The sequence below is a fragment of the Curtobacterium sp. ODYSSEY 48 V2 genome (genome assembly GCF_023712625.1).
Taxonomy (GTDB): Bacteria; Actinomycetota; Actinomycetes; order Actinomycetales; family Microbacteriaceae; genus Curtobacterium.
Genome location: NZ_JAMAXX010000006.1, coordinates 247,115 through 264,986, shown reverse-complemented (window position 1 = coordinate 264,986; position 17,872 = coordinate 247,115). Strand labels below are relative to the sequence as shown.

Genomic DNA, 17,872 nt, shown 5'->3' with positions numbered 1-17,872 from the left:
GCTCTCACCATCTCCGATGGACCCCGACCGTCGGGCCGTCACCACCCTGCGCTGCGCCGGTCGTGAAGGTCTGGATGATGTTTCCGAGCGAGGGGTCGCCGCCAGGCCGGATCGCTTCGTTCACCTCGGACGACACGACGCCGACACCGCTCGAGACGGCGTTGCCTGCTATCTCCCTTCCGACCGTGGACGTGATCCCGAAACTGTTGACGAATGATCCTGAGAGACGTCCCGTAGCGATGCTGGACGCTGCTCCGGTGCCGAACCCTGTCGCGGCTGCCGTTGCGTACCCGAGCGGGTTCTTGTCCTTGATCTCGTCGTTGAAGTAGTAGTCCCCGACGTTGTTGACAGCGCCTGAGGTTCCAGACGCAATCGCGCCACGGCCTGCGGACGAGAACGCTTGAGACGCCACACCCCTGGCACCTGACCCGAGCGCGAGCGAAGCGGCCGGCGCGGCCTTCGCGAGACCTATCGCCGCGCCGCCACCGGCGGCACCGGCCGCTGCGCCGACGAGTGTGTCCTGACCGACCTTGCCCCAGTCGACGCGCCCGTCCGGTCCTCGGTTCTTCTTGATGGAGAATCCTCCGGCCAACGCTGCTCCAGATCCTGCTGCGACAGCGAGTGCAACAACGGGTCCCAGAGGGGTGAACATAGCGCCGACCGCCAGGACGACGCCGACACCGATGGCAATGTTCGAGATCAGCTCGGAGTTCTCGTCAGCCCAGTTCCGGACTGCGCCGATGACGCCCTGGTTCGCATCCCGGTACGCCGCAAGGTCCTCATCCGTCGCCGGTCGGAGCCCCAGGGGGTCGATCGCGTGCATCGGGTCGTTCCCGGCGTACGAGTACGGATTACCCGCCCACGCCGCACCGAGCACGGGCTCCAGCGGGTCCGTCGACAGGAAGCCTCGCGCCACGGGGTCGTACACGCGCGCCCCGAGCCACTCCAGCCCGGCGATCGACAGCCCTCCGGCAGCGGTGAGCGCGACACCAGTGGGCAGGGCCGGCCCCTTGACCGAAGCGAGCACCGCCCATGGGTCCGAAGCGTCCGTGGAACGAGCGCTCCGCCAGCCTGCGATCGACCAGGCATCACCCACGGCGATCGCGCCGCCCGGCAGGTCGAGCACGCTCTCCCCGCCGATCGTCACCATTGCGGGCAGCGGCGCAGCAGAGTCCCACCACACCTCGGCTCCGCCGACCTCAGCGAGCTCGCCGAGCACGTCGGTCCACATCTCGAACCGGCCGGTCTCGCCGTACGAGCGATCGCGCGACACGATGGCGGTCAGGGAACCCAGATCGGACCACGCGTACTCGGCGGTCGACCCGTCGGCGTTGGTGCGACGTACCCGTCGACCGAGTCCGTCGTACAGGTACTCCGTCCGCTCCCCGCTCCGGACGGACGCGACGAGCTGCCCGGCCGCGTCGTACTCGAAGGTCGTCTCGGCATCGTTGACGACCTCGCGGAGCAGCCGCCCGCCGTCGCTGTACTCCCACGCGGAGTCGCCCGCGCGGACGAGCTGCCCGGCGTCGTCGTACGCGTACTCGACACGACTGTCCGGCCCGTCGAGCGCGACGATCCGGCCATGGGCGTCGCGCTCGATGCTGGTGACGGTCGCACCCTCGGGCGTCGTCGTCGTGTGGGCGACCAGGGCGCCGCGCTCGTACGACCACGACTGGACGACGTCGCCGGTGGACGCCTGGACGATCCGCCCGGCTGCGTCGTAGGCGAAGGTCGCCGCGGCGAGCCCCTGTCGCTCGACGGCGACGGCGCGGCCCGCTGCATCACGGCGCCACTCGGTCCGTGTACCCGTGGCATCGGTTCGCGCCGTCCGGTTGCCGTCGGCGTCGTACTCCCACCGCACGGAACGCCCACCGCGGCTCCGTCGAACGAGGAGCCCGCGGCGGTCGTACTCGAGCTCGTGGTCGACCGTCCGACCCGCTCCACGGGTGTGGTCGGTGACGACGACGGTGCGGTCGACGGCGTCGCGTCGGGTCTCGCTCACCAGCTGACCGTCGACCAGGACCTTCGTCGAGCGGCCGGCAGCGTCGAAGGTCCAGCTGGTGGTGCGCCCCTCAGGGTCGGTCTGCTCCACCTGGCGACCGGCCGCGTCGTACCGCGCCGTCGTCTCACGGCCGAGCGGGTCGACGACCGCGACCACGCGGTCTGCTCCGTCGTACCGGCGCCGCGTGACACCGCCGGCGGGGTCCGTGACCTCGGTGAGCCGGCCCCGCTCGTCGTAGGCGAAGCGGGTGGCGCCCCCGAGCCCGTCGACGGCCTCGACGAGCTGCCCTGCAGCGTCGTAGCGGAACCGTCGGTGACCGAAGCGTGCGTCGTGGCTGGAGACGAGCCTCCCGGCCCGTTCGTAGCGGTACCGGCTCGTACCGGATCCCGCCGTAGTCCGCACGACCACGCGGCCGACCGCGTCGTAGGTGGTCTCCTCGACCTCGCCGGTGGGCAACGTGCGGGCGACGACGCGGGAGTCCGCGTCGTACGTGAGTGTCGTCCGCGCCCCCGTTGCGTCCGCGGCCGCGGACAGGCGCCCGCAAGCGTCGTACTCGTAGGTCGAGCGGGCGCCGGACGGACTGACGATCGCCGTCACCCGCCCGCCCAGGTCGCGCTCGATGCGCGTCAGGCCGCCTTCGCCGTCGACGAGTTCGACGGGCCGACCAGCTGCGTCGTACGTCACCAGCTCGGAACCGGTCTCGTCACTCGTCTGCTCGACGGGTCGCCCGAACTCATCGAAGCGGACAGTGGTCGCGGAGAACGCATCACGCAGGGTCGCGACGCCGGTCGCGACGTCCCGTGCGACCTCCTGCCGGACGCCGGTCGGGTCGACGGTCGCGGCGAGGCCGCCGTTGACGTCGTACTCGCGCCGCCACGTCGCGCCCGTCGGGTCGGTGACGGCCTGGAGGCGCGACAACCCGTCGTGCGCGAACGTCCAGACCGCGTCACCCGGCAGGGCGAGCGCGGCGACGTTCCCCTGGTCGTCGAACGTCCGCGTTACCCGCCGACCCAGGGGGTCGACGGTGGTCGCCAGCTCGCCGCTCGCCGCGTACTCGAAGGTGGTGCGGGCACCGAGTGGATCGGTGATCGATGCGACGCGCCCACCGGCCGTGTGCTCGTACCGCCAGACCGCTCCGTCGGCGTCGCGGCGCTCGACGAGGAGCCCCGCGGCGTCCCAGCGGTACTCGGTCCGGGCGCCGGACGGGCTGACCGCGGCGACCGGACGACCGGCCGCGTCACGCTCGATCCGGGCGGTGTCCCCGACCGCGTTCGTGGTCGCCACCAGCTCGCCGAACTCGTCGTGCGCGAGGTCGAGGACGACCCCGGTCGGGTCGACCACGTGGGTGAGGACCCCGTCCGTCCACGTGAGCTCGGTGCGGCCGCCGACCGGATCGACGATGACGGACGGGTCGCGGTCGTCGCCGCGGTACTCGTAGGACACGACCGCACCGGCCTCGGTGACGACGGTGGTCACCCGGTCCTGGTCGTCGTAGCCGTAGGTGACGTCACCGCCGGAGGGGGTCACCGTCCGGGTCTTCCGACCGCGGTCGTCGTAGGCGTGCACGGTGACGGAGCCGTCACGCTCAGTGGTCGACACCAGGTTGCCGTGTCGGTCGTAGCTCATCGACTGCCGTCGGTCGTCGGAGTCGATGACCCCGACGAGCCGACCCTTGGCGTCGGCGATGTAGGAGTTCGCGCGCGAGCCGTCGTGGTCGGACACGACCGTGACGCGACCGGGCAGGTAGGCGAAGCGCACCGCTCGGCCTTGCGGGCTGACCTGTTCGACCACGCGGCGCTGGTCGTCGTAGGTGTTGTCGACCTCGACGACCCCGGCAGCCGATGTCACGGTGACGATGAGGTCGTCGTCGTTCCATCCGTAGCGGCGGGTACCGACGGGGTCGGTCACGCTGACGAGCCGCCCGTGGTCGTCGTAGCCGTACTCGACCCGCCGGCTGTCGGACGCCCGGAGGACCGCGACGCGCCCGTCCACGTGCTCGATCTCGACCCAGCGGCCGCGTTCGTGCTCGAGGCGGACGACGAGGTCGTCGGCGTCGCGGACGACCCGGACCGCCGTTCCGATTCCGCCGCGCTGCCCGGTCCAGAGACCGGACGGGGTGAAGTCGATCCGGACCCCGGCGTTGTCGCGCACGACGAGCAGGTCGCCCTCTGCGGCGAGCCAGCGGTTCTCGCCGACCCCGCGGTCCCAGCCCTCGCCGGAACGCGGGAAGCGGATCTGACGGCCGTCGGCGCCGACGAACGTCGCACCCTCGTCGTCGAGGAGCAGGCGCGTCTCGAGGACCGAGGACCAGCCCGGGCCGAAGATCCCGACGTGCTCGTCGAGCGAGTTGTACATGCGGGTGACCTCGAGCGAGGCCGAGGCGCCGCTGAACCCGAGGTCGAGCTCCGGTTCGAGGAAGTTGCCGGTCGTGGTGTTGACCGGGTCCATGGAGAAGCCCGTCGTGGGCTGGGCGCCGTACGCCGACGGCGGCTCGAACTGCAGGTCCTGGCGGGTCTCGGAGACCCCGGCGGCTGCGAGCGCCGCGGCGAGCGCGGAGTCCGCGACCGTCGAGACGTTGCCCTCGCCGCCGGCCGCGGTGAAGGCATCCGCGACGGTGTCGGCCCAGGTGGCGTCCTGGCTGTTCGCCTGCAGCCACTTGTCGAACGCGTTCACCAGTCCGCCCGCGTCGATGTGACCCCACGAGCAACGCGCGGCGAACTCGGCGAGCTTGCCCCGCAGCTGCGCCGGCTTCCCTTCGAGCGCCTGGTCGAGAGAACGCGTGCCGGTAGCGAACGCACGGAGATCAGCCGGGCGCGCTGACGAGGTACCACCGCCGCCACCACCGCCCGAGCCGGGGGTCGGTGTGTCGCGCGCGGTGCTCGGGCCGCCTGCGGGACGGAACGTCGGAGCTGCCTCGTGGTGGACCTCCGGCGGCTGGGGTGCACCGTGCAACCTGTCGCCGAGCCACTCGATGAAGTTCCGGTCCTCGTGCTCCTCGTACCAGTCGCGGGCCTTCTTGCGGCGTGCGTTCTCGCGCTCGGCCGCCTCCTTCATCTGCTGCACCCATGTCGCGACGGTCCGCAGGTTGTCGGCGATGGTCCTGCCGTCGTTGTGCGCCTTGTCCGAGTTGCTCGCGAACAGGTCGGAGAAGTGCCCGCGGAACTCCTGCGCCGCGGTGGTCACGTAGGACGTGCGGCTCCCGCTCTGTCCGTCGATGGACTCAGCAGAACCGTTCAGCGCGTGGATCAGCGCATCAGCCGTCGCGTTGTCGAACTCGACGGGCTCGTTGCCGTGCAGGTCGGCCATGGTGCATCCCCCGGATGTGTCGCAGCTCGTTCTGGTCGTTCTCGTGGTGCGGTCGGCCCCCCGACCGCGAACGCCCGGCCCACCGAGACGGCGGACCGGGCGTGGGGTGGGTGCTTACGCGCCGCCACCCGCGGTGAAGATGTCCTGCGAGATCTTGTCGAGCTGCGTGCGGAGCTGCTCGAGCTCGGTCTTCGCCTTGTCGAGGGCAGCCTTGGTCTCGGGCCAGGTCGACCCCCGGAACGTCGAGGCGAGCGGGCCGTCCCACACGTTCGAGTCGGACAGGATGCGCCCTTGGGCGTCGAGCTGCGAGATCTGGTCCGTGAAGCCGCCGTTCACGATGGACTGGATCTGTCGGATGGCGGACTTCGCCTGCTCGGTGGAAAGGACACGCGACATGGTCAACCTCATTCTCTTCGTACCTGCACCCCCGCGCAGTGGAATCCCCCCGGAGGCCTGAACGCCGCCCACCATACCCGCGAAGCCCGGCAATGTCACCGTCCGTATATCGTGACGTTTCCTCCCCCACTTCGAGGGGTGCGCCCGGCGCGGCAGGCAGACGCCCCTGCACAGGCGGGTCGTTCACGCTCGGTTTCCACAGCGGCCACCTGTGCTCCTCCGGGCAGCGGGGGCTGGTGGCAGGATGTCGGCATGGACACCGAACCGCAGCTCGACGGCGAATCCGTCGCTCCCGACCTCGACGACTTCGACGAGGTCGTCGAGATCGAGCACGAGTCGCTGCCCTCGGACCGCTACTTCGACCGCGAGCTGAGCTGGCTCCGCTTCAACCAGCGCGTGCTCGAGCTGGGTGAGGACCGCACGCAGCCACTCCTCGAGCGCGCCAACTTCCTGGCGATCTTCGCGTCCAACCTCGACGAGTTCTTCATGGTGCGCGTCGCGGGCCTCAAGCGTCGCATCGACACCGGGATCGCTGTCCCGACCAACGTCGGGCGAGCACCGAGCGACGTGCTGCGCGACATCGCGGCGAAGGCCCACGAGCTGCAGGACCGGCACGCCGCCGCCTTCATCGAGTCGTTGAAGCCCGACCTGGACGCCGCGGGCATCCACGTCGAGCACTGGTCCGACCTCGACGAGGCCGACCGCCTGCGCATGCGTGAGTACTTCAACGAGCGGATCTTCCCGGTGCTCATGCCGCTCGCGGTCGACCCGGCACACCCCTTCCCCTACATCTCGGGGCTGTCGCTGAACCTCGCCGTCCGGGTCCGCAACCCCAAGTCCCAGCGGCAGGAGTTCGCGCGCCTCAAGGTGCCGCAGAACTTCTCCCGCTTCATCGCGCTGCCCGACGACGGATCCGGGCGCATGCGCTTCATCCCGCTCGAGGACCTCATCGCGAACCACCTCGACGACCTGTTCCCGGGGATGGAGGTCCTCGAGCACCACGTCTTCCGCGTCACCCGCAACGAGGACGTCGAGATCGAGGAGGACGAGGCCGAGAACCTCATCCAGGCGCTCGAGCGCGAGCTGCTCCGGCGGCGCTTCGGTCCGCCGATCCGCTTGGAGATCACCGAGGACATGGACCCGGTGACCCTCGACCTGCTCGTGCGCGAGCTCGACATCACCGAGCAGGAGGTCTACCGCCTGCCGTCGCCGCTCGACCTCGGCGGGCTGTTCGAGATCGCGAAGATCGCCCGCCCGGACCTCCACTACCCGCGCCACGTCCCCACGACGCCGGTGCAGTTCCAGCCCGGCGAGCCGAACACGAAGCCCGACCTGTTCCGCGCCATCGCCTCGCGCGACGTCCTCGTGCACCACCCGTACGAGTCCTTCGCGACGAGCGTGCAGGCGTTCCTCGAGCAGGCGGCCGCCGACCCGAACGTCCTGGCGATCAAGCAGACGCTCTACCGCACCTCCGGCGACAGCCCGATCGTCGAGGCCCTGATCGACGCCGCCGCCGCGGGCAAGCAGGTCCTGGCCCTGGTCGAGATCAAGGCACGGTTCGACGAGCAGAACAACATCACCTGGGCGCGCAAGCTCGAGAAGGCCGGCGTGCACGTCGTCTACGGCCTGGTCGGACTGAAGACGCACTCGAAGCTCGTGCTCGTCATCCGGCAGGAGGGCGGCACGCTCAAGCACTACAGCCACATCGGCACCGGCAACTACAACCCGAAGACGTCCCGCATCTACGAGGACATGGGGCTGTTCACCGCGGACGACACAGTGGGCAAGGACCTCACCCGCCTGTTCAACGAGCTGTCGGGCTACGCGATCGAGAAGAAGTTCAAGCGCCTGCTCGTCGCGCCGCTGCACCTGCGCAAGGGGCTCGTGAAGCGCATCCAGACCGAAGCCGCGAACGCCCGCGCCGGCAAGCCGTCCGGCATCCGGATCAAGGTCAACTCGATGGTCGACGAGCAGATCATCGACGCCCTCTACCTGGCGAGCCAGGCCGGTGTGCCCGTCGACGTGTGGGTGCGCGGCATCTGCTCGCTGAAGCCGGGCATCGAAGGCGTCAGCGAGACGATCCGTGTCCGGAGCGTCGTCGGCCGGTACCTCGAGCACTCGCGGGCCTTCACGTTTCACAACGACGGCGACCCGCTGGTGTTCATCGGCTCGGCGGACATGATGCACCGCAACCTCGACCGTCGCGTCGAGGCCCTGGTCCGGCTCACCGACCCGGCACACGTGGCCGAGGTCGAGGAGATGTTCGACCTGGCGATGGCGGAGACGACGAGCTCGTGGCACCTCGAGTCCGACGGCGAGTGGACGCGCCGCTCCACCGACCCGGACGGCCGCCCGCTCGACGACGTGCAGAATGTGCTCATGCGGAAGATCTCGGCCCGGAAGCGTTCGGCTCGGTGAGCGGCGGCCCCACGGGGCCCGTCGTCGCGGCGGGCGCGGTCGTCTGGCGTGAACGGGACGGAGTACCGCTGGTGCTCCTCGTCCACCGGGACCACCACCAGGACGTCTCCCTGCCCAAGGGCAAGGTCGACCCCGGCGAGAGCATCCCGACGACCGCCGTCCGGGAGATCGACGAGGAGACCGGCTACCGCGTGCACCTCGGGGCGCCGCTCGGCACGGCGGAGTACGTGCTCCCGAGCGGTCGCGACAAGGTCGTGCACTACTGGGCCGCCCGCGTCGGCTCGAAGGAGTACGACCGCGCGGGCAAGTTCCGTCCGAACGACGAGGTCGCCGCGATCGAGTGGGTGACCGTCGACCAGGCACGGGCACGGCTCACGTACGAGCGCGACGTGGCGATCCTCGACCGGTTCGCCGACCGCGTCGCCGCCGGTGAGCACCGGACCTTCGCGCTGATCGCCCTCCGGCACGCGAAGACCGTGCCCGGTTCGGACTGGGACGGCCCCGACGCCACCCGCCCGCTGCTGCCGGTCGGACGGTCCCAGGCCAAGGCCGTCGCAGCACCCGTCGCGGCGTTCGGTCCGAAGAAGATCGTCAGCAGTACGGCGGCGCGGTGCCTCGCGACCGTCGAGCCGCTCTCCGCGCGCACGAAGGTCGGTGTCTCCAGCACGACGGACATCAGCCAGGACGCCCACGACCGCGGAGCCGCAGACGTCAAGGGCGTCGTGCAGAAGCGGATCGCGAAGGCCAAGTCCGCGGTGCTCTGCTCCCACGGTCCGGTGCTGCCGGACATCATCGCCCGCATCGCCTCCGCGACCGCGGACGACCGTCGTCGCTTCGACCTGCGCCGCGCCGCGATGCTCTCGGTGGGGGACTTCGCCGTGCTCCACATCGCGGGCGAGAAGCTCGTCGCCGTCGAGACGCACCGCAACACCGTCCCGGCCTGAGTCGACCGGGGCGGAGACGACCGTCCGCTCGGTGAACACCAGGCCGAGAACCGAGGCGGTGGTGAGCCGCGCCTCCAGGCCGGGCTCCGCGACGGTCGTGAGCCGCGCCTCCGGACAGTCCACGACGAAGACCCTTCGGACCAGCGCTCGGCGCGGCGATCCGACCCGCGCCGCCGCCGCGTGAACCGATGCACCTGCATGGGTCTCACCCACGCACGGTGACCCGATCCTGCACCCACCACGGCTCGGTCGTCCGGCACCCGAGCCGGGACAACCCCTCGTTCACCTCCCGTTCACCGAGGAGCGTCATCCCCGTCACCTCGCGTCCCTACAGTCACTCCCGGGTCAGCACCGGCCCGAGGGACCAGCAGCGGTCCCGCCTGCACTGACATTCCCGAAGGGACCCCTGTTGAACATCAAGCGAATCGGTTCGATCGCAGCGATCGCGATCGCCGGCGCCGTCGTGCTGTCCTCCTGCGCGGCGAACGAGAGCGGCAGCGGCGACGCCGCAGCGCCGACCTCGAGCTCGGGCACCGACTACTCGAAGCTCTCGGGCACGCTGACCGGCTCCGGCTCGTCGGCGCAGCAGACCGCTGAGGCCACCTGGGCTGCGAACTTCCAGAACGTCGCCTCCGGCGTGACGGTCAACTACTCGCCGGACGGCTCCGGCGCCGGTCGCAAGAACTTCATCTCGGGTGCCGCGGACTTCGCCGGCTCCGACGCTGCACTGAAGGACGAGGAGCTCTCGGGCTCGTTCGACCTGTGCACGGACAAGGCCATCGACATCCCGGTCTACATCTCCCCGATCGCCATCGCCTACAAGGTGGACGGCGTCTCCGACCTGACGCTCGACGCGAAGACCATCGCGGGCATCTTCTCGGGCAAGATCACCAAGTGGAACGCCTCGGAGATCGCCGACCTGAACAAGGGCGTCGACCTGCCGGACTCGAACATCACCGTGATCCACCGCTCGGACGACTCGGGCACCACGCAGAACTTCTCCGAGTACGTCTCGGCGAATGCGTCGGACGTCTGGACCGAAGAGCCCAGCCAGACCTTCCCCTACCAGGTCGGCGACTCGGCCAAGGGCACCTCGGGCGTCGCCTCGGCGATGGCCAGCGCCTCGAACGCCATCACCTACATCGACGACTCGGGCGCCGGTGACCTCGACAAGGCGAAGCTCATGGTCGGCGACAAGGCCACCGAGATCTCGGCCGAGGGTGCTGCCAAGGTCGTCGCGGACTCCGAGACGGTCTCGGGCCGTGAGGAGAACGACCTCGCGATCGACATCAACCGCAAGGACACCGCCGAGGGTGCGTGGCCGCTGGTCCTCGTCTCCTACGCGATCGCCTGCCAGGAGTACAAGGACGCCGACAAGGGTGCGCTCGTGAAGGGCTACCTCGACTACGTCGTCACGCAGGACGCGCAGGAGGCCGCCGCGAAGGAGGCCAAGTCGGCCGCCCTCTCCTCCGACCTGTCGGAGAAGGCCGCGAAGGCCGTCGCCTCCATCAAGTAAGGCCCGCTGAGCACCCGGACGCCGGTCCCACCCACCCTGACCGGCGTCCGGGTTCTCGCCCGTCCGGCCCGGACGCAGCACCAGCACCACCGGGTACGCCCGGCCTCACCAGCACCACCCCGTCGCCTCCCCCGGTCGCTCCTCCACGAGCCCGGCCTCCCCTCCGACAGGAGTCCCATGACGACCGCACCGGCCCAGCCAGGGGCCACCGTCTCCCCCGCCAAGCCGAAGGCCGTCGTCCGCGTCGGCGACCGGGTGTTCTCGACCGCCTCGGTGGTCGCCGGCAGCCTGATCCTCTTCGTGCTCGTGCTCGTCGCCGCCTTCCTGGTGTGGCAGAGCCTCCCGGCCTTCTCGGCGAAGGTCGGTGAGCTGCCGAACAACTCCTCGAACTTCTGGGTCTACGTCGGTCCGCTCGTCTTCGGCACCGTCTACTCGGCACTCATCGCGCTCGTGATCGCCGTCCCGCTCTCCCTCGGCATCGCGCTCTTCATCTCGCACTACGCACCGCGCCGCATCGCGCCGGTGCTCGGGTACGTCATCGACCTGCTGGCCGCGGTGCCGTCGGTCGTCTACGGCCTCTGGGGCATCGTGGTCCTCGCGCCGCTCCTCAAGCCGTTCTACGGCTTCCTCAACGAGTACCTCGGCTGGTTCCCGCTGTTCTCCGGCCAGGTGTCCGGTACCGGCCGCACGATCCTGACCGCATCGATCGTCCTCGCGGTGATGGCCATCCCGATCATGACCGCGGTGATGCGCGAGATCTTCCTGCAGGCGCCGACCCTCAACGAGGAGGCCGCGCTCGCCCTCGGCGCCACGCGCTGGGAGATGATCCGCCTGTCCGTCCTGCCGTTCGCGAAGTCCGGCATCGTCTCGGCGATCATGCTCGGCCTCGGTCGTGCGCTCGGCGAGACGATGGCGATCGCCCTCGTGCTGTCGGTCTCGACGAACGTCACCTTCCAGATGCTGACGTCGCTCAACCCCTCGACGATCGCGGCGAACATCGCCCTGCAGTTCGCCGAGGCGTCGGGCACGGCCCTGAACGCACTGGTCGCGTCGGGCCTGATCCTCTTCGTCATCACCCTGGTCATCAACATGCTGGCGCGCTACATCGTGCGCAAGCGGGTCTCCTGAGAGGTCACGCCCGATGTCCCTCGCCCTCCGTCAGACCGGCACCGCCGGCAACGTCTACGCCAACGGCAAGCTGCACAAGTCCGTGCCGTGGCTCCTCCTCGTCGGCTCCTGGGTCGCCCTGGTCGCGGTCTTCGCCCTGCTGAACGCGGGCGGTGCGGTGAAGGACTTCAACGTCGTCGCCGCCCTGTTCCTCGGCACCGTCCTGTTCGACGTGCTCATCGTCGTCGTCTCGCGCATCGTCGAGGGCGGACGCAAGGCGGTCGACCGGCTGATCACCTCGCTGGTGGTCACGGCCTTCGTCATCGCGGTGCTGCCGCTGGTGTCGCTGCTCTGGACGGTCCTGGCCGACGGCCTGGCCCGCTTCGACGCCGAGTACTTCAACTCGTCGATGCGCGGCGTCATCTCCGAGGGCGGCGGCGCACTGCACGCCCTCGTCGGCACGCTCGAGATCACGCTGTTCGCCGCGCTGATCTCCGTGCCGATCGGCCTGCTCACCTCGATCTACCTGGTCGAGTACGGCAAGGGCGCCCTGGCGAAGGGCATCACCTTCTTCGTCGACGTCATGACGGGCATCCCGTCCATCGTCGCCGGTCTCTTCGCCTACTCGCTGTTCGCGCTGTTCCTCGGCCCCGGTGCCCGCTTCGGTCTCGTCGGCTCGATCGCCCTGAGCGTGCTGATGATCCCCGTGGTCGTCCGCTCCACCGAGGAGGTCCTGAAGATCGTCCCGATGGAGCTCCGCGAGGCGTCCTACGCACTCGGCGTGCCGAAGTACCTGACGATCCTCAAGGTGGTGCTGCCGACGAGCCTCGCCGGCATCACCACGGGCGTCATGCTGTCGATCGCGCGCGTCATCGGCGAGACCGCGCCGCTGCTCGTGACGGCCGGCTTCACCGCGAGCATGAACTACGACCTGTTCAAGGACCCGATGATGACGCTGCCGGTGTTCGCGTACACGCAGTACTCGCAGCAGGGCGCCAACCCGGTGCCGTTCGTCGACCGGGCCTGGACCGCGGCACTCGTGCTCATCCTCATCGTGATGGTGCTCAACCTGCTCGCCCGCTTCATCACCCGACTCTTCGCCCCCAAGCTCCCCCGCTAGCACCGAGCGCCCGCGCTCCGGCCGACAGCATCGGCCAGCACGGCCCGCCCGCGCACCGCGTCAGCGGAGCGGCAACGACCACCCACCCCGGAGGAAACCACGTGTCCAAGCGCATCGAGGTCGACGGCCTCAACGTCTACTACTCGAAGTTCAAGGCCGTCGAGGGCGTCGACATGACGATCGAGCCCCGCACCGTCACCGCCTTCATCGGCCCGTCGGGCTGCGGCAAGTCCACCTTCCTCCGCACGCTGAACCGCATGCACGAGGTCATCCCCGGCGCGTACGTCGAGGGCTCCGTCAAGATCGACGGCGACGACCTCTACGGCCAGGGCGTCGACCCCGTGCTCGTCCGCCGGCAGGTCGGCATGGTGTTCCAGCGTCCGAACCCGTTCCCCACGATGTCGATCCGCGACAACGTGCTCGCCGGCGTGAAGCTCAACAACAAGCGCGTCTCGAAGTCCGAGGCCGACGACGTCGTCGAGCGCTCGCTGCAGGGCGCGAACCTGTGGAACGAGGTCAAGGACCGCCTCGAGAAGCCCGGCATGGGCCTGTCCGGTGGGCAGCAGCAGCGGCTCTGCATCGCCCGGGCGATCGCCGTGCAGCCGGACGTCCTGCTCATGGACGAGCCCTGCTCGGCGCTCGACCCGATCTCGACCCTCGCGATCGAGGACCTGATCGAGGAGCTCAAGAAGGACTTCACGATCGTGATCGTCACGCACAACATGCAGCAGGCGTCGCGCGTCAGCGACAAGACCGCGTTCTTCAACATCGCGGGGACCGGTGCGCCCGGCAAGCTCATCGAGTTCGACGACACCGCGACGATCTTCTCGAACCCGTCGGTGCAGGCGACCGAGGACTACGTCTCGGGTCGCTTCGGGTGATCGGCGCCCGGTCCGTCTCCTGACGGTCGGCCTGGAGGCCCGGTGCACGTCCGCCACGGACGGCACCGGGCCTCCGTCGTGCGCTCCACTGCCCCGCACGGACGAACGGCGGGCAGCGGATGATCCGCTGCCCGCCGTTCGTCCGTGCGGGTGCTACGCCTGGGTCGTGGGGACGGCCATGAGCGGCGTCGAGGTCGGCTGGTCGGAACCGCCCTCCGGCTCGACCGTCATGCCGATCGCCGCACCCGGCGTGAGCTTGCCGTCGAGGACCGCCGTGTGCACGCCGTTGCGGGCGCTGTCGACCAGACCGGCGGGGACGATCTCGCCACCCTCGGAGCCGATGTACCAGAGCTCGTACGTCTTGCCCTGCGGCGCCTGCTCGACGCCGTCGAGGATCACCGCGGACTTGCCCACGTCGTGCGACCAGACCACGGTCGCGGAGCCCCCACCGGGGACCTTCGCGGTCGTGCGCTGGAAGTCGGACGCGGCGTAGATCGAGTCGAGCGTGCCGGAGGCCTGCGTGGTCCCGGGGCTGGTCCCCTCGGTCTGGCCGAAGTTCGTGCCGACGCCGAGCCCGACACCGAGGAACACCACGGCGACGGCGGCTGCGGCGGACAGGGCGGCTGCCGGACGCTGGAACCAGCGGCGGCGGGCCTTCGCGGATGCCGCACCGTCGGCGTACCCGGCGGCGTCAGCCGCTCCGAGACCGATGACGTTCCCGGTCTCGGCGACCGGCGCCGGGGCGGGAGCTGCTCCGACGACGGGCGCGGGGGACGCGGCGGAGGCGAGCGGAGCCTCCAGGCCGGCGACCGGCGCCGTGCGGTCCGTCGGCGCGGCCTGCGGGGTCCGTGCGATCTGTGCCATCAGCGACGCCTTGAGCGACGCCGGAGGGTCGATCGGTTCGACGGCGTACGCGAGCTGCAGCGCGGTCTCGCGGAGCGAGTCCGTCTCGGCCTGCAGTTCCGGCGACGTCGTCAGAGCGTGCTCGAGGAGCGCGCGCTCGTCGTCCGAGAGGGCGTCCAGGGCGTGCGACCCGGTGAGCAGGGCAGGGTCGTCGTGGCGTTCGGTCATGACGTCACCCCCATCTCGTCTCGGAGTCGGATCATCCCGTCACGGAGACGGGTCTTGACGGTGCCGATCGGGACACCGAGCCGTTCGGCCATCTCGCTGTGCGAGTAGCCGCCGTAGTACGCGAGCTGCACCGCCTGGCGTTGGAACTCGGTGAGCTTGGCGAGCGCGCGGCTGACGCGTTCGTGCTCGATCCGGATCTCGACCGACTCGGAGACCTGGTCGAAACCGGACTCCAGGTCGCGGATGCCGATCTTGGTGTCCCGGTCGTGCGACGCCTGCGATGCCCGGACCCGGTCGACCGCTCGTCGGTGGGCCATCGTGAGGACCCAGCTGGCGGCGGTGCCGCGCGAACGGTCGAAGCGGGTGGCCTGCTGCCACACCTCGAGGAAGACCTCCTGCGTGACCTCCTCGGACTGGGCGCGGTCCTTCAGGAGTCGCGTCACCAGACCGAGCACACGACCCGACAGGGCGTCGTAGAGGTCGGAGAAGGCTGCCTGGTCGCCGGAGGCGACGCGGGCGAGCAGATCGTCAGGCGACACGGGGGTGGGCTCGGCGGAGCTCCAGGCCTCGGTGTCGTGTTCCACGAGCGCAAGCATTGCAGGTTTCCCCCCTCTCGGTGGCATCGGTTCCGACATGTGCAATCACTTCGCAGGTCGGGTTCGGGTGGTTAGGATCCTCGCGGCGGTGGAGTCTGGGCGAGGGCCGCACGACCCGCAGGGAATTGACCGGCGGGTACCGGACCGGGTCGAGCGGGCCCTCGCTGTGACGTCCGCGAGGAGCGTCACACCAACTGTTCGGCACCGTCGCCCGAGCGGATTGGGCGACGTGCCCGTCCCGGGTGCAGGAACTGTGTCCGGCTCGTGTCTGCTGGTCGCCTGCTGCGCGTCCGCCCGCCCGGTGTGCAGGGTGCGGATGTGCGCACGGGACCTCTGCGCGGCTGCGCGCGCTGCGGCTGCGCGCGCTGCGGCTGCGTGCGCTGCGGCTGCGTGCGCTGCGGCTGCGTGCGCTGCGGCTGCGTGCGCTGCGGCTGCGTGCGCTGCGGCTGCGTGTGTCCGTGACGCGCCCGACCGCGCAACGTGTCCACCGAGAGTGAACACGGCCACGTGCACAGGACGTGTCTCGTAGGATCGATCTCGCCGGGCCGCAGCAAGCCCCGGGCTCCAAAATTCGCCGCTTCGAGCGGCCTCGCGCCGAGAGGCGCTTCTGCGGCCCGGTCTTCGCATGTCCGGGGGCGGTCGGGTCAGGCCGTCCACCGTCGCAGGCCCTGCTCGTCGCCGTCCGCCGTCGCGGTCTGTCGCTGCGCCCCGCCCTCGCCCGGACGTCGCCCCGTGTGCTCATGCGTGTGACGTCCGAGCGGGGGCGCGATCCGGCGTGGGCGGTAGCCGGTCTGGAGGCGCGGCGTCGATCCGCCCCGCCCCTCGCTCAGTCCAGGCTGTCGCGACGCCAGAGCGCCGCCGCCTCGGTCAGGTCGGCCGCGAGCTCCGTCAAGCGCAGCGCCCGACGCGTCAGCTCGCTCGCGCGGTCCCCCGCGGTCAGGTCGGCGTCGTCCGCCACCGAGGTCGCGCCCGCCGCGGTCAGCCGGCAGAACGCCGCGCCGCGGTCGAGCGCCACCGCGAGGTCCCCCGTGTAGAGGCCGTGCAGGATGTGGTCCGCCAGGGTCAGGATCTCCGCAGGACCCGTCGGCTGCTCGGCACCCGCGACGGCCTCGTCGATCGTGCCGATCCGCTCCGTGCCCCGCTCGAAGAAGTACGCGATCTCCTCCGGGTTCTGCCGGATGACGACCCGCACCAGGTAGATGCGCCACAGTGCCCCCGGGAGCGTGTGCGCGCCCACGCGGGCCCACAGCTCGGCGATCGCATCGATGCCGTGCACGTCCGTGTACGTCACGAGACGCTCGACCACCGCCGGGTCCGGGTCCTGCCGCACGCGGTGGAGCAGCGCGTTCGCCGTCTCGTGCGCGACACGGTTCACCAGTGCCGGGTCCTCGCCGCCCTGGATCGCGGCGAACTCCTGGTCGGTGAAGTGGACGGGACGGTGGTGATCGCGAGGCACCCGGCGAGTGTAGGCGCGGCCGCCGACGCCCACGTCCCCCGTTCGCCACGAACGCAACGGGGCGCGCACGGGTACCGTGCTCCGGCAGGGAGGCACTCCTCCCGGACGTTGAGAAGAGGAGACTCCATGAACGCCCTGCTCGTCATCCTGGCCGTGATCGCGGTCGTCCTGCTGTTCGTCGGTGGCTTCACCGCGAGCCTCAAGTTCCTGCTGTGGGTCGGCATCGTGCTGCTCGTCATCGCGGTGGTCATGTGGCTCCTGCGGACGCTCACCGGGCGCCGCAGCTGACCGACAGCACTGGTTCTCGTCTGGAGGCCCTCACCCGCTAGCCTTGCGGGTGAGGGCCTCTAGCTCAGTTGGTAGAGCACCGGACTTTTAATCCGAGGGTCGTGGGTTCGAGCCCCACGGGGCCCACCTCCTCTTTCGTGAGACGCCTACCGGGGTACAACTCCGTCACAGGATGTTCATGGTGCGTCTTGTGCACAGTCCAGACCCTGTTCAGCGGTTTGCCTGCACAGCGCCGATAGTGTCGTTCCCGGTCCTGATCCACGGACCGAACAGGACCGCAGCACCAGAGAACGAACGGGGTACACCGTGACCGAGCCCATCGACGCCACGCAGGCCAGCACCACCGGTGACGCGCGCCGCATCGTCGAGCTCGCCGCAGCGACGAACACCACGATGAGCAACCAGCTCCTCCTCGACACCCTCCGCCGGAACGCCCGCGTCACCACGCGGCACATCCGCACCGACTTCGTCGAGGTCGCCACCGCCACCGCCGTCCTCGGCTACGTGTGCCGGCAGGGCAAGGAGTACACGGCCCTGCGCGGCGACGACCCGGCCTGGGCACAGGAGATCGGGCGCTACGGCACGGAGTCCCTCGCGGTCGAGGCGCTGCGCATGCGCCGCGCCTGACGCACCGGAAGCACGTACGACGAAGGCCGCCCCGGACGGGGCGGCCTTCGTCGTGTCCGGAGGTCTCGTGGTCGCTCACGTGCTGCGCATGCATCTCGCGTTCGCAGGTCTCGTGCCCGCCGTCCTGGTCGCACAACGCGCCGC

General features: G+C 70.2%; 13 protein-coding genes and 1 tRNA gene. 9 read left to right on the top strand and 5 right to left on the bottom strand.

Features of this window, described 5'->3' with window-relative positions; genetic code table 11:
• Positions 1–4: 4 nt before the first annotated feature.
• Together M3666_RS11410 and M3666_RS11405 are read right to left on the bottom strand one after the other, a co-directional pair.
• Positions 5–5,308: a DUF6531 domain-containing protein gene (locus M3666_RS11410; protein WP_251155258.1), complete on the bottom strand. Its 5,304-nt coding sequence runs from the start codon at positions 5,306–5,308 to the stop codon at positions 5–7.
• Positions 5,309–5,422: 114 nt separating this feature from the next.
• Positions 5,423–5,704: a hypothetical protein gene (locus M3666_RS11405; RefSeq protein ID WP_058740961.1), complete on the bottom strand. Its 282-nt coding sequence runs from the start codon at positions 5,702–5,704 to the stop codon at positions 5,423–5,425.
• 252 nt (positions 5,705–5,956) lie between these two features.
• Between M3666_RS11405 and M3666_RS11400 the strand changes: the two genes are divergently transcribed.
• The 6 genes from M3666_RS11400 (at position 5,957) to pstB (ending at position 13,690) form a co-directional block, all read left to right on the top strand.
• Positions 5,957–8,122 (top strand): RNA degradosome polyphosphate kinase, encoded by a 2,166-nt coding sequence (locus M3666_RS11400; protein WP_251155257.1) that lies wholly within the window; start codon positions 5,957–5,959, stop codon positions 8,120–8,122.
• Positions 8,119–9,066 carry an NUDIX domain-containing protein gene (locus M3666_RS11395; protein WP_066656734.1) on the top strand — a complete coding sequence of 316 codons (948 nt, stop codon included), beginning with the start codon at positions 8,119–8,121 and terminating at the stop codon, positions 9,064–9,066. The genes M3666_RS11400 and M3666_RS11395 overlap by 4 nt, the downstream gene beginning before the upstream one ends.
• A gap of 409 nt (positions 9,067–9,475) precedes the next feature.
• Complete coding sequence (locus M3666_RS11390; protein ID WP_251155256.1) at positions 9,476–10,582, top strand: phosphate ABC transporter substrate-binding protein PstS; 1,107 nt, start codon at positions 9,476–9,478, stop codon at positions 10,580–10,582.
• A 177-nt stretch (positions 10,583–10,759) separates the two neighbouring features.
• Positions 10,760–11,710 carry a phosphate ABC transporter permease subunit PstC gene (gene pstC, locus M3666_RS11385; protein ID WP_251155255.1) on the top strand — a complete coding sequence of 317 codons (951 nt, stop codon included), beginning with the start codon at positions 10,760–10,762 and terminating at the stop codon, positions 11,708–11,710.
• A 13-nt stretch (positions 11,711–11,723) separates the two neighbouring features.
• Positions 11,724–12,809 carry a phosphate ABC transporter permease PstA gene (gene pstA / locus M3666_RS11380; protein WP_251155254.1) on the top strand — a complete coding sequence of 362 codons (1,086 nt, stop codon included), beginning with the start codon at positions 11,724–11,726 and terminating at the stop codon, positions 12,807–12,809.
• 101 nt (positions 12,810–12,910) lie between these two features.
• Entirely contained in the window at positions 12,911–13,690 is a 780-nt protein-coding gene (gene pstB / locus M3666_RS11375; RefSeq protein WP_066656740.1) for a phosphate ABC transporter ATP-binding protein PstB, read from the top strand.
• A gap of 153 nt (positions 13,691–13,843) precedes the next feature.
• On the opposite strand, the gene M3666_RS11370 is transcribed toward pstB, so the two are convergent.
• The 3 genes from M3666_RS11370 to M3666_RS11360 all read right to left on the bottom strand — a co-directional run bounded on the left by M3666_RS11370 (position 13,844) and on the right by M3666_RS11360 (position 16,813).
• Positions 13,844–14,761, bottom strand: a complete 918-nt coding sequence (locus tag M3666_RS11370) for an anti-sigma factor domain-containing protein (protein WP_066656742.1) — start codon at positions 14,759–14,761, stop codon at positions 13,844–13,846.
• Positions 14,758–15,357, bottom strand: coding sequence for an ECF RNA polymerase sigma factor SigK (sigK, locus tag M3666_RS11365; protein ID WP_251155253.1), 600 nt, complete (start codon positions 15,355–15,357; stop codon positions 14,758–14,760). Before sigK ends, M3666_RS11370 begins: the two co-directional genes overlap by 4 nt.
• Positions 15,358–16,183: 826 nt before the next feature.
• Positions 16,184–16,813, bottom strand: a complete 630-nt coding sequence (locus M3666_RS11360; protein ID WP_066658739.1) for a DNA-directed RNA polymerase subunit beta — start codon at positions 16,811–16,813, stop codon at positions 16,184–16,186.
• Between the two features lie 126 nt (positions 16,814–16,939).
• Here M3666_RS11360 and M3666_RS11355 point away from each other — a divergent pair, with 126 nt between their 5' ends.
• The 3 genes from M3666_RS11355 to M3666_RS11345 all read left to right on the top strand — a co-directional run bounded on the left by M3666_RS11355 (position 16,940) and on the right by M3666_RS11345 (position 17,728).
• Complete coding sequence (locus M3666_RS11355) at positions 16,940–17,101, top strand: DUF2207 domain-containing protein (protein ID WP_139197360.1); 162 nt, start codon at positions 16,940–16,942, stop codon at positions 17,099–17,101.
• 53 nt (positions 17,102–17,154) lie between these two features.
• A tRNA-Lys gene (locus M3666_RS11350) sits at positions 17,155–17,227 on the top strand.
• A gap of 180 nt (positions 17,228–17,407) precedes the next feature.
• Positions 17,408–17,728: a hypothetical protein gene (locus tag M3666_RS11345; protein ID WP_066656746.1), complete on the top strand. Its 321-nt coding sequence runs from the start codon at positions 17,408–17,410 to the stop codon at positions 17,726–17,728.
• The last annotated feature ends 144 nt before the right edge of the window (positions 17,729–17,872 follow it).

Excerpts from the sequence above, each read along its gene's own strand:
- M3666_RS11410 (WP_251155258.1), bottom strand. The coding sequence starts at position 5,308 with ATGGCCGACCTGCACGGCAACGAGCCCGTCGAGTTCGACAACGCGACG.
- M3666_RS11405 (WP_058740961.1), bottom strand. The coding sequence starts at position 5,704 with ATGTCGCGTGTCCTTTCCACCGAGCAGGCGAAGTCCGCCATCCGACAG.
- M3666_RS11400 (WP_251155257.1), top strand. The coding sequence starts at position 5,957 with ATGGACACCGAACCGCAGCTCGACGGCGAATCCGTCGCTCCCGACCTC.
- pstC (WP_251155255.1), top strand. The coding sequence starts at position 10,760 with ATGACGACCGCACCGGCCCAGCCAGGGGCCACCGTCTCCCCCGCCAAG.
- pstA (WP_251155254.1), top strand. The coding sequence starts at position 11,724 with ATGTCCCTCGCCCTCCGTCAGACCGGCACCGCCGGCAACGTCTACGCC.
- M3666_RS11370 (WP_066656742.1), bottom strand. The coding sequence starts at position 14,761 with ATGACCGAACGCCACGACGACCCTGCCCTGCTCACCGGGTCGCACGCC.
- sigK (WP_251155253.1), bottom strand. The coding sequence starts at position 15,357 with ATGCTTGCGCTCGTGGAACACGACACCGAGGCCTGGAGCTCCGCCGAG.
- M3666_RS11355 (WP_139197360.1), top strand. The coding sequence starts at position 16,940 with ATGAACGCCCTGCTCGTCATCCTGGCCGTGATCGCGGTCGTCCTGCTG.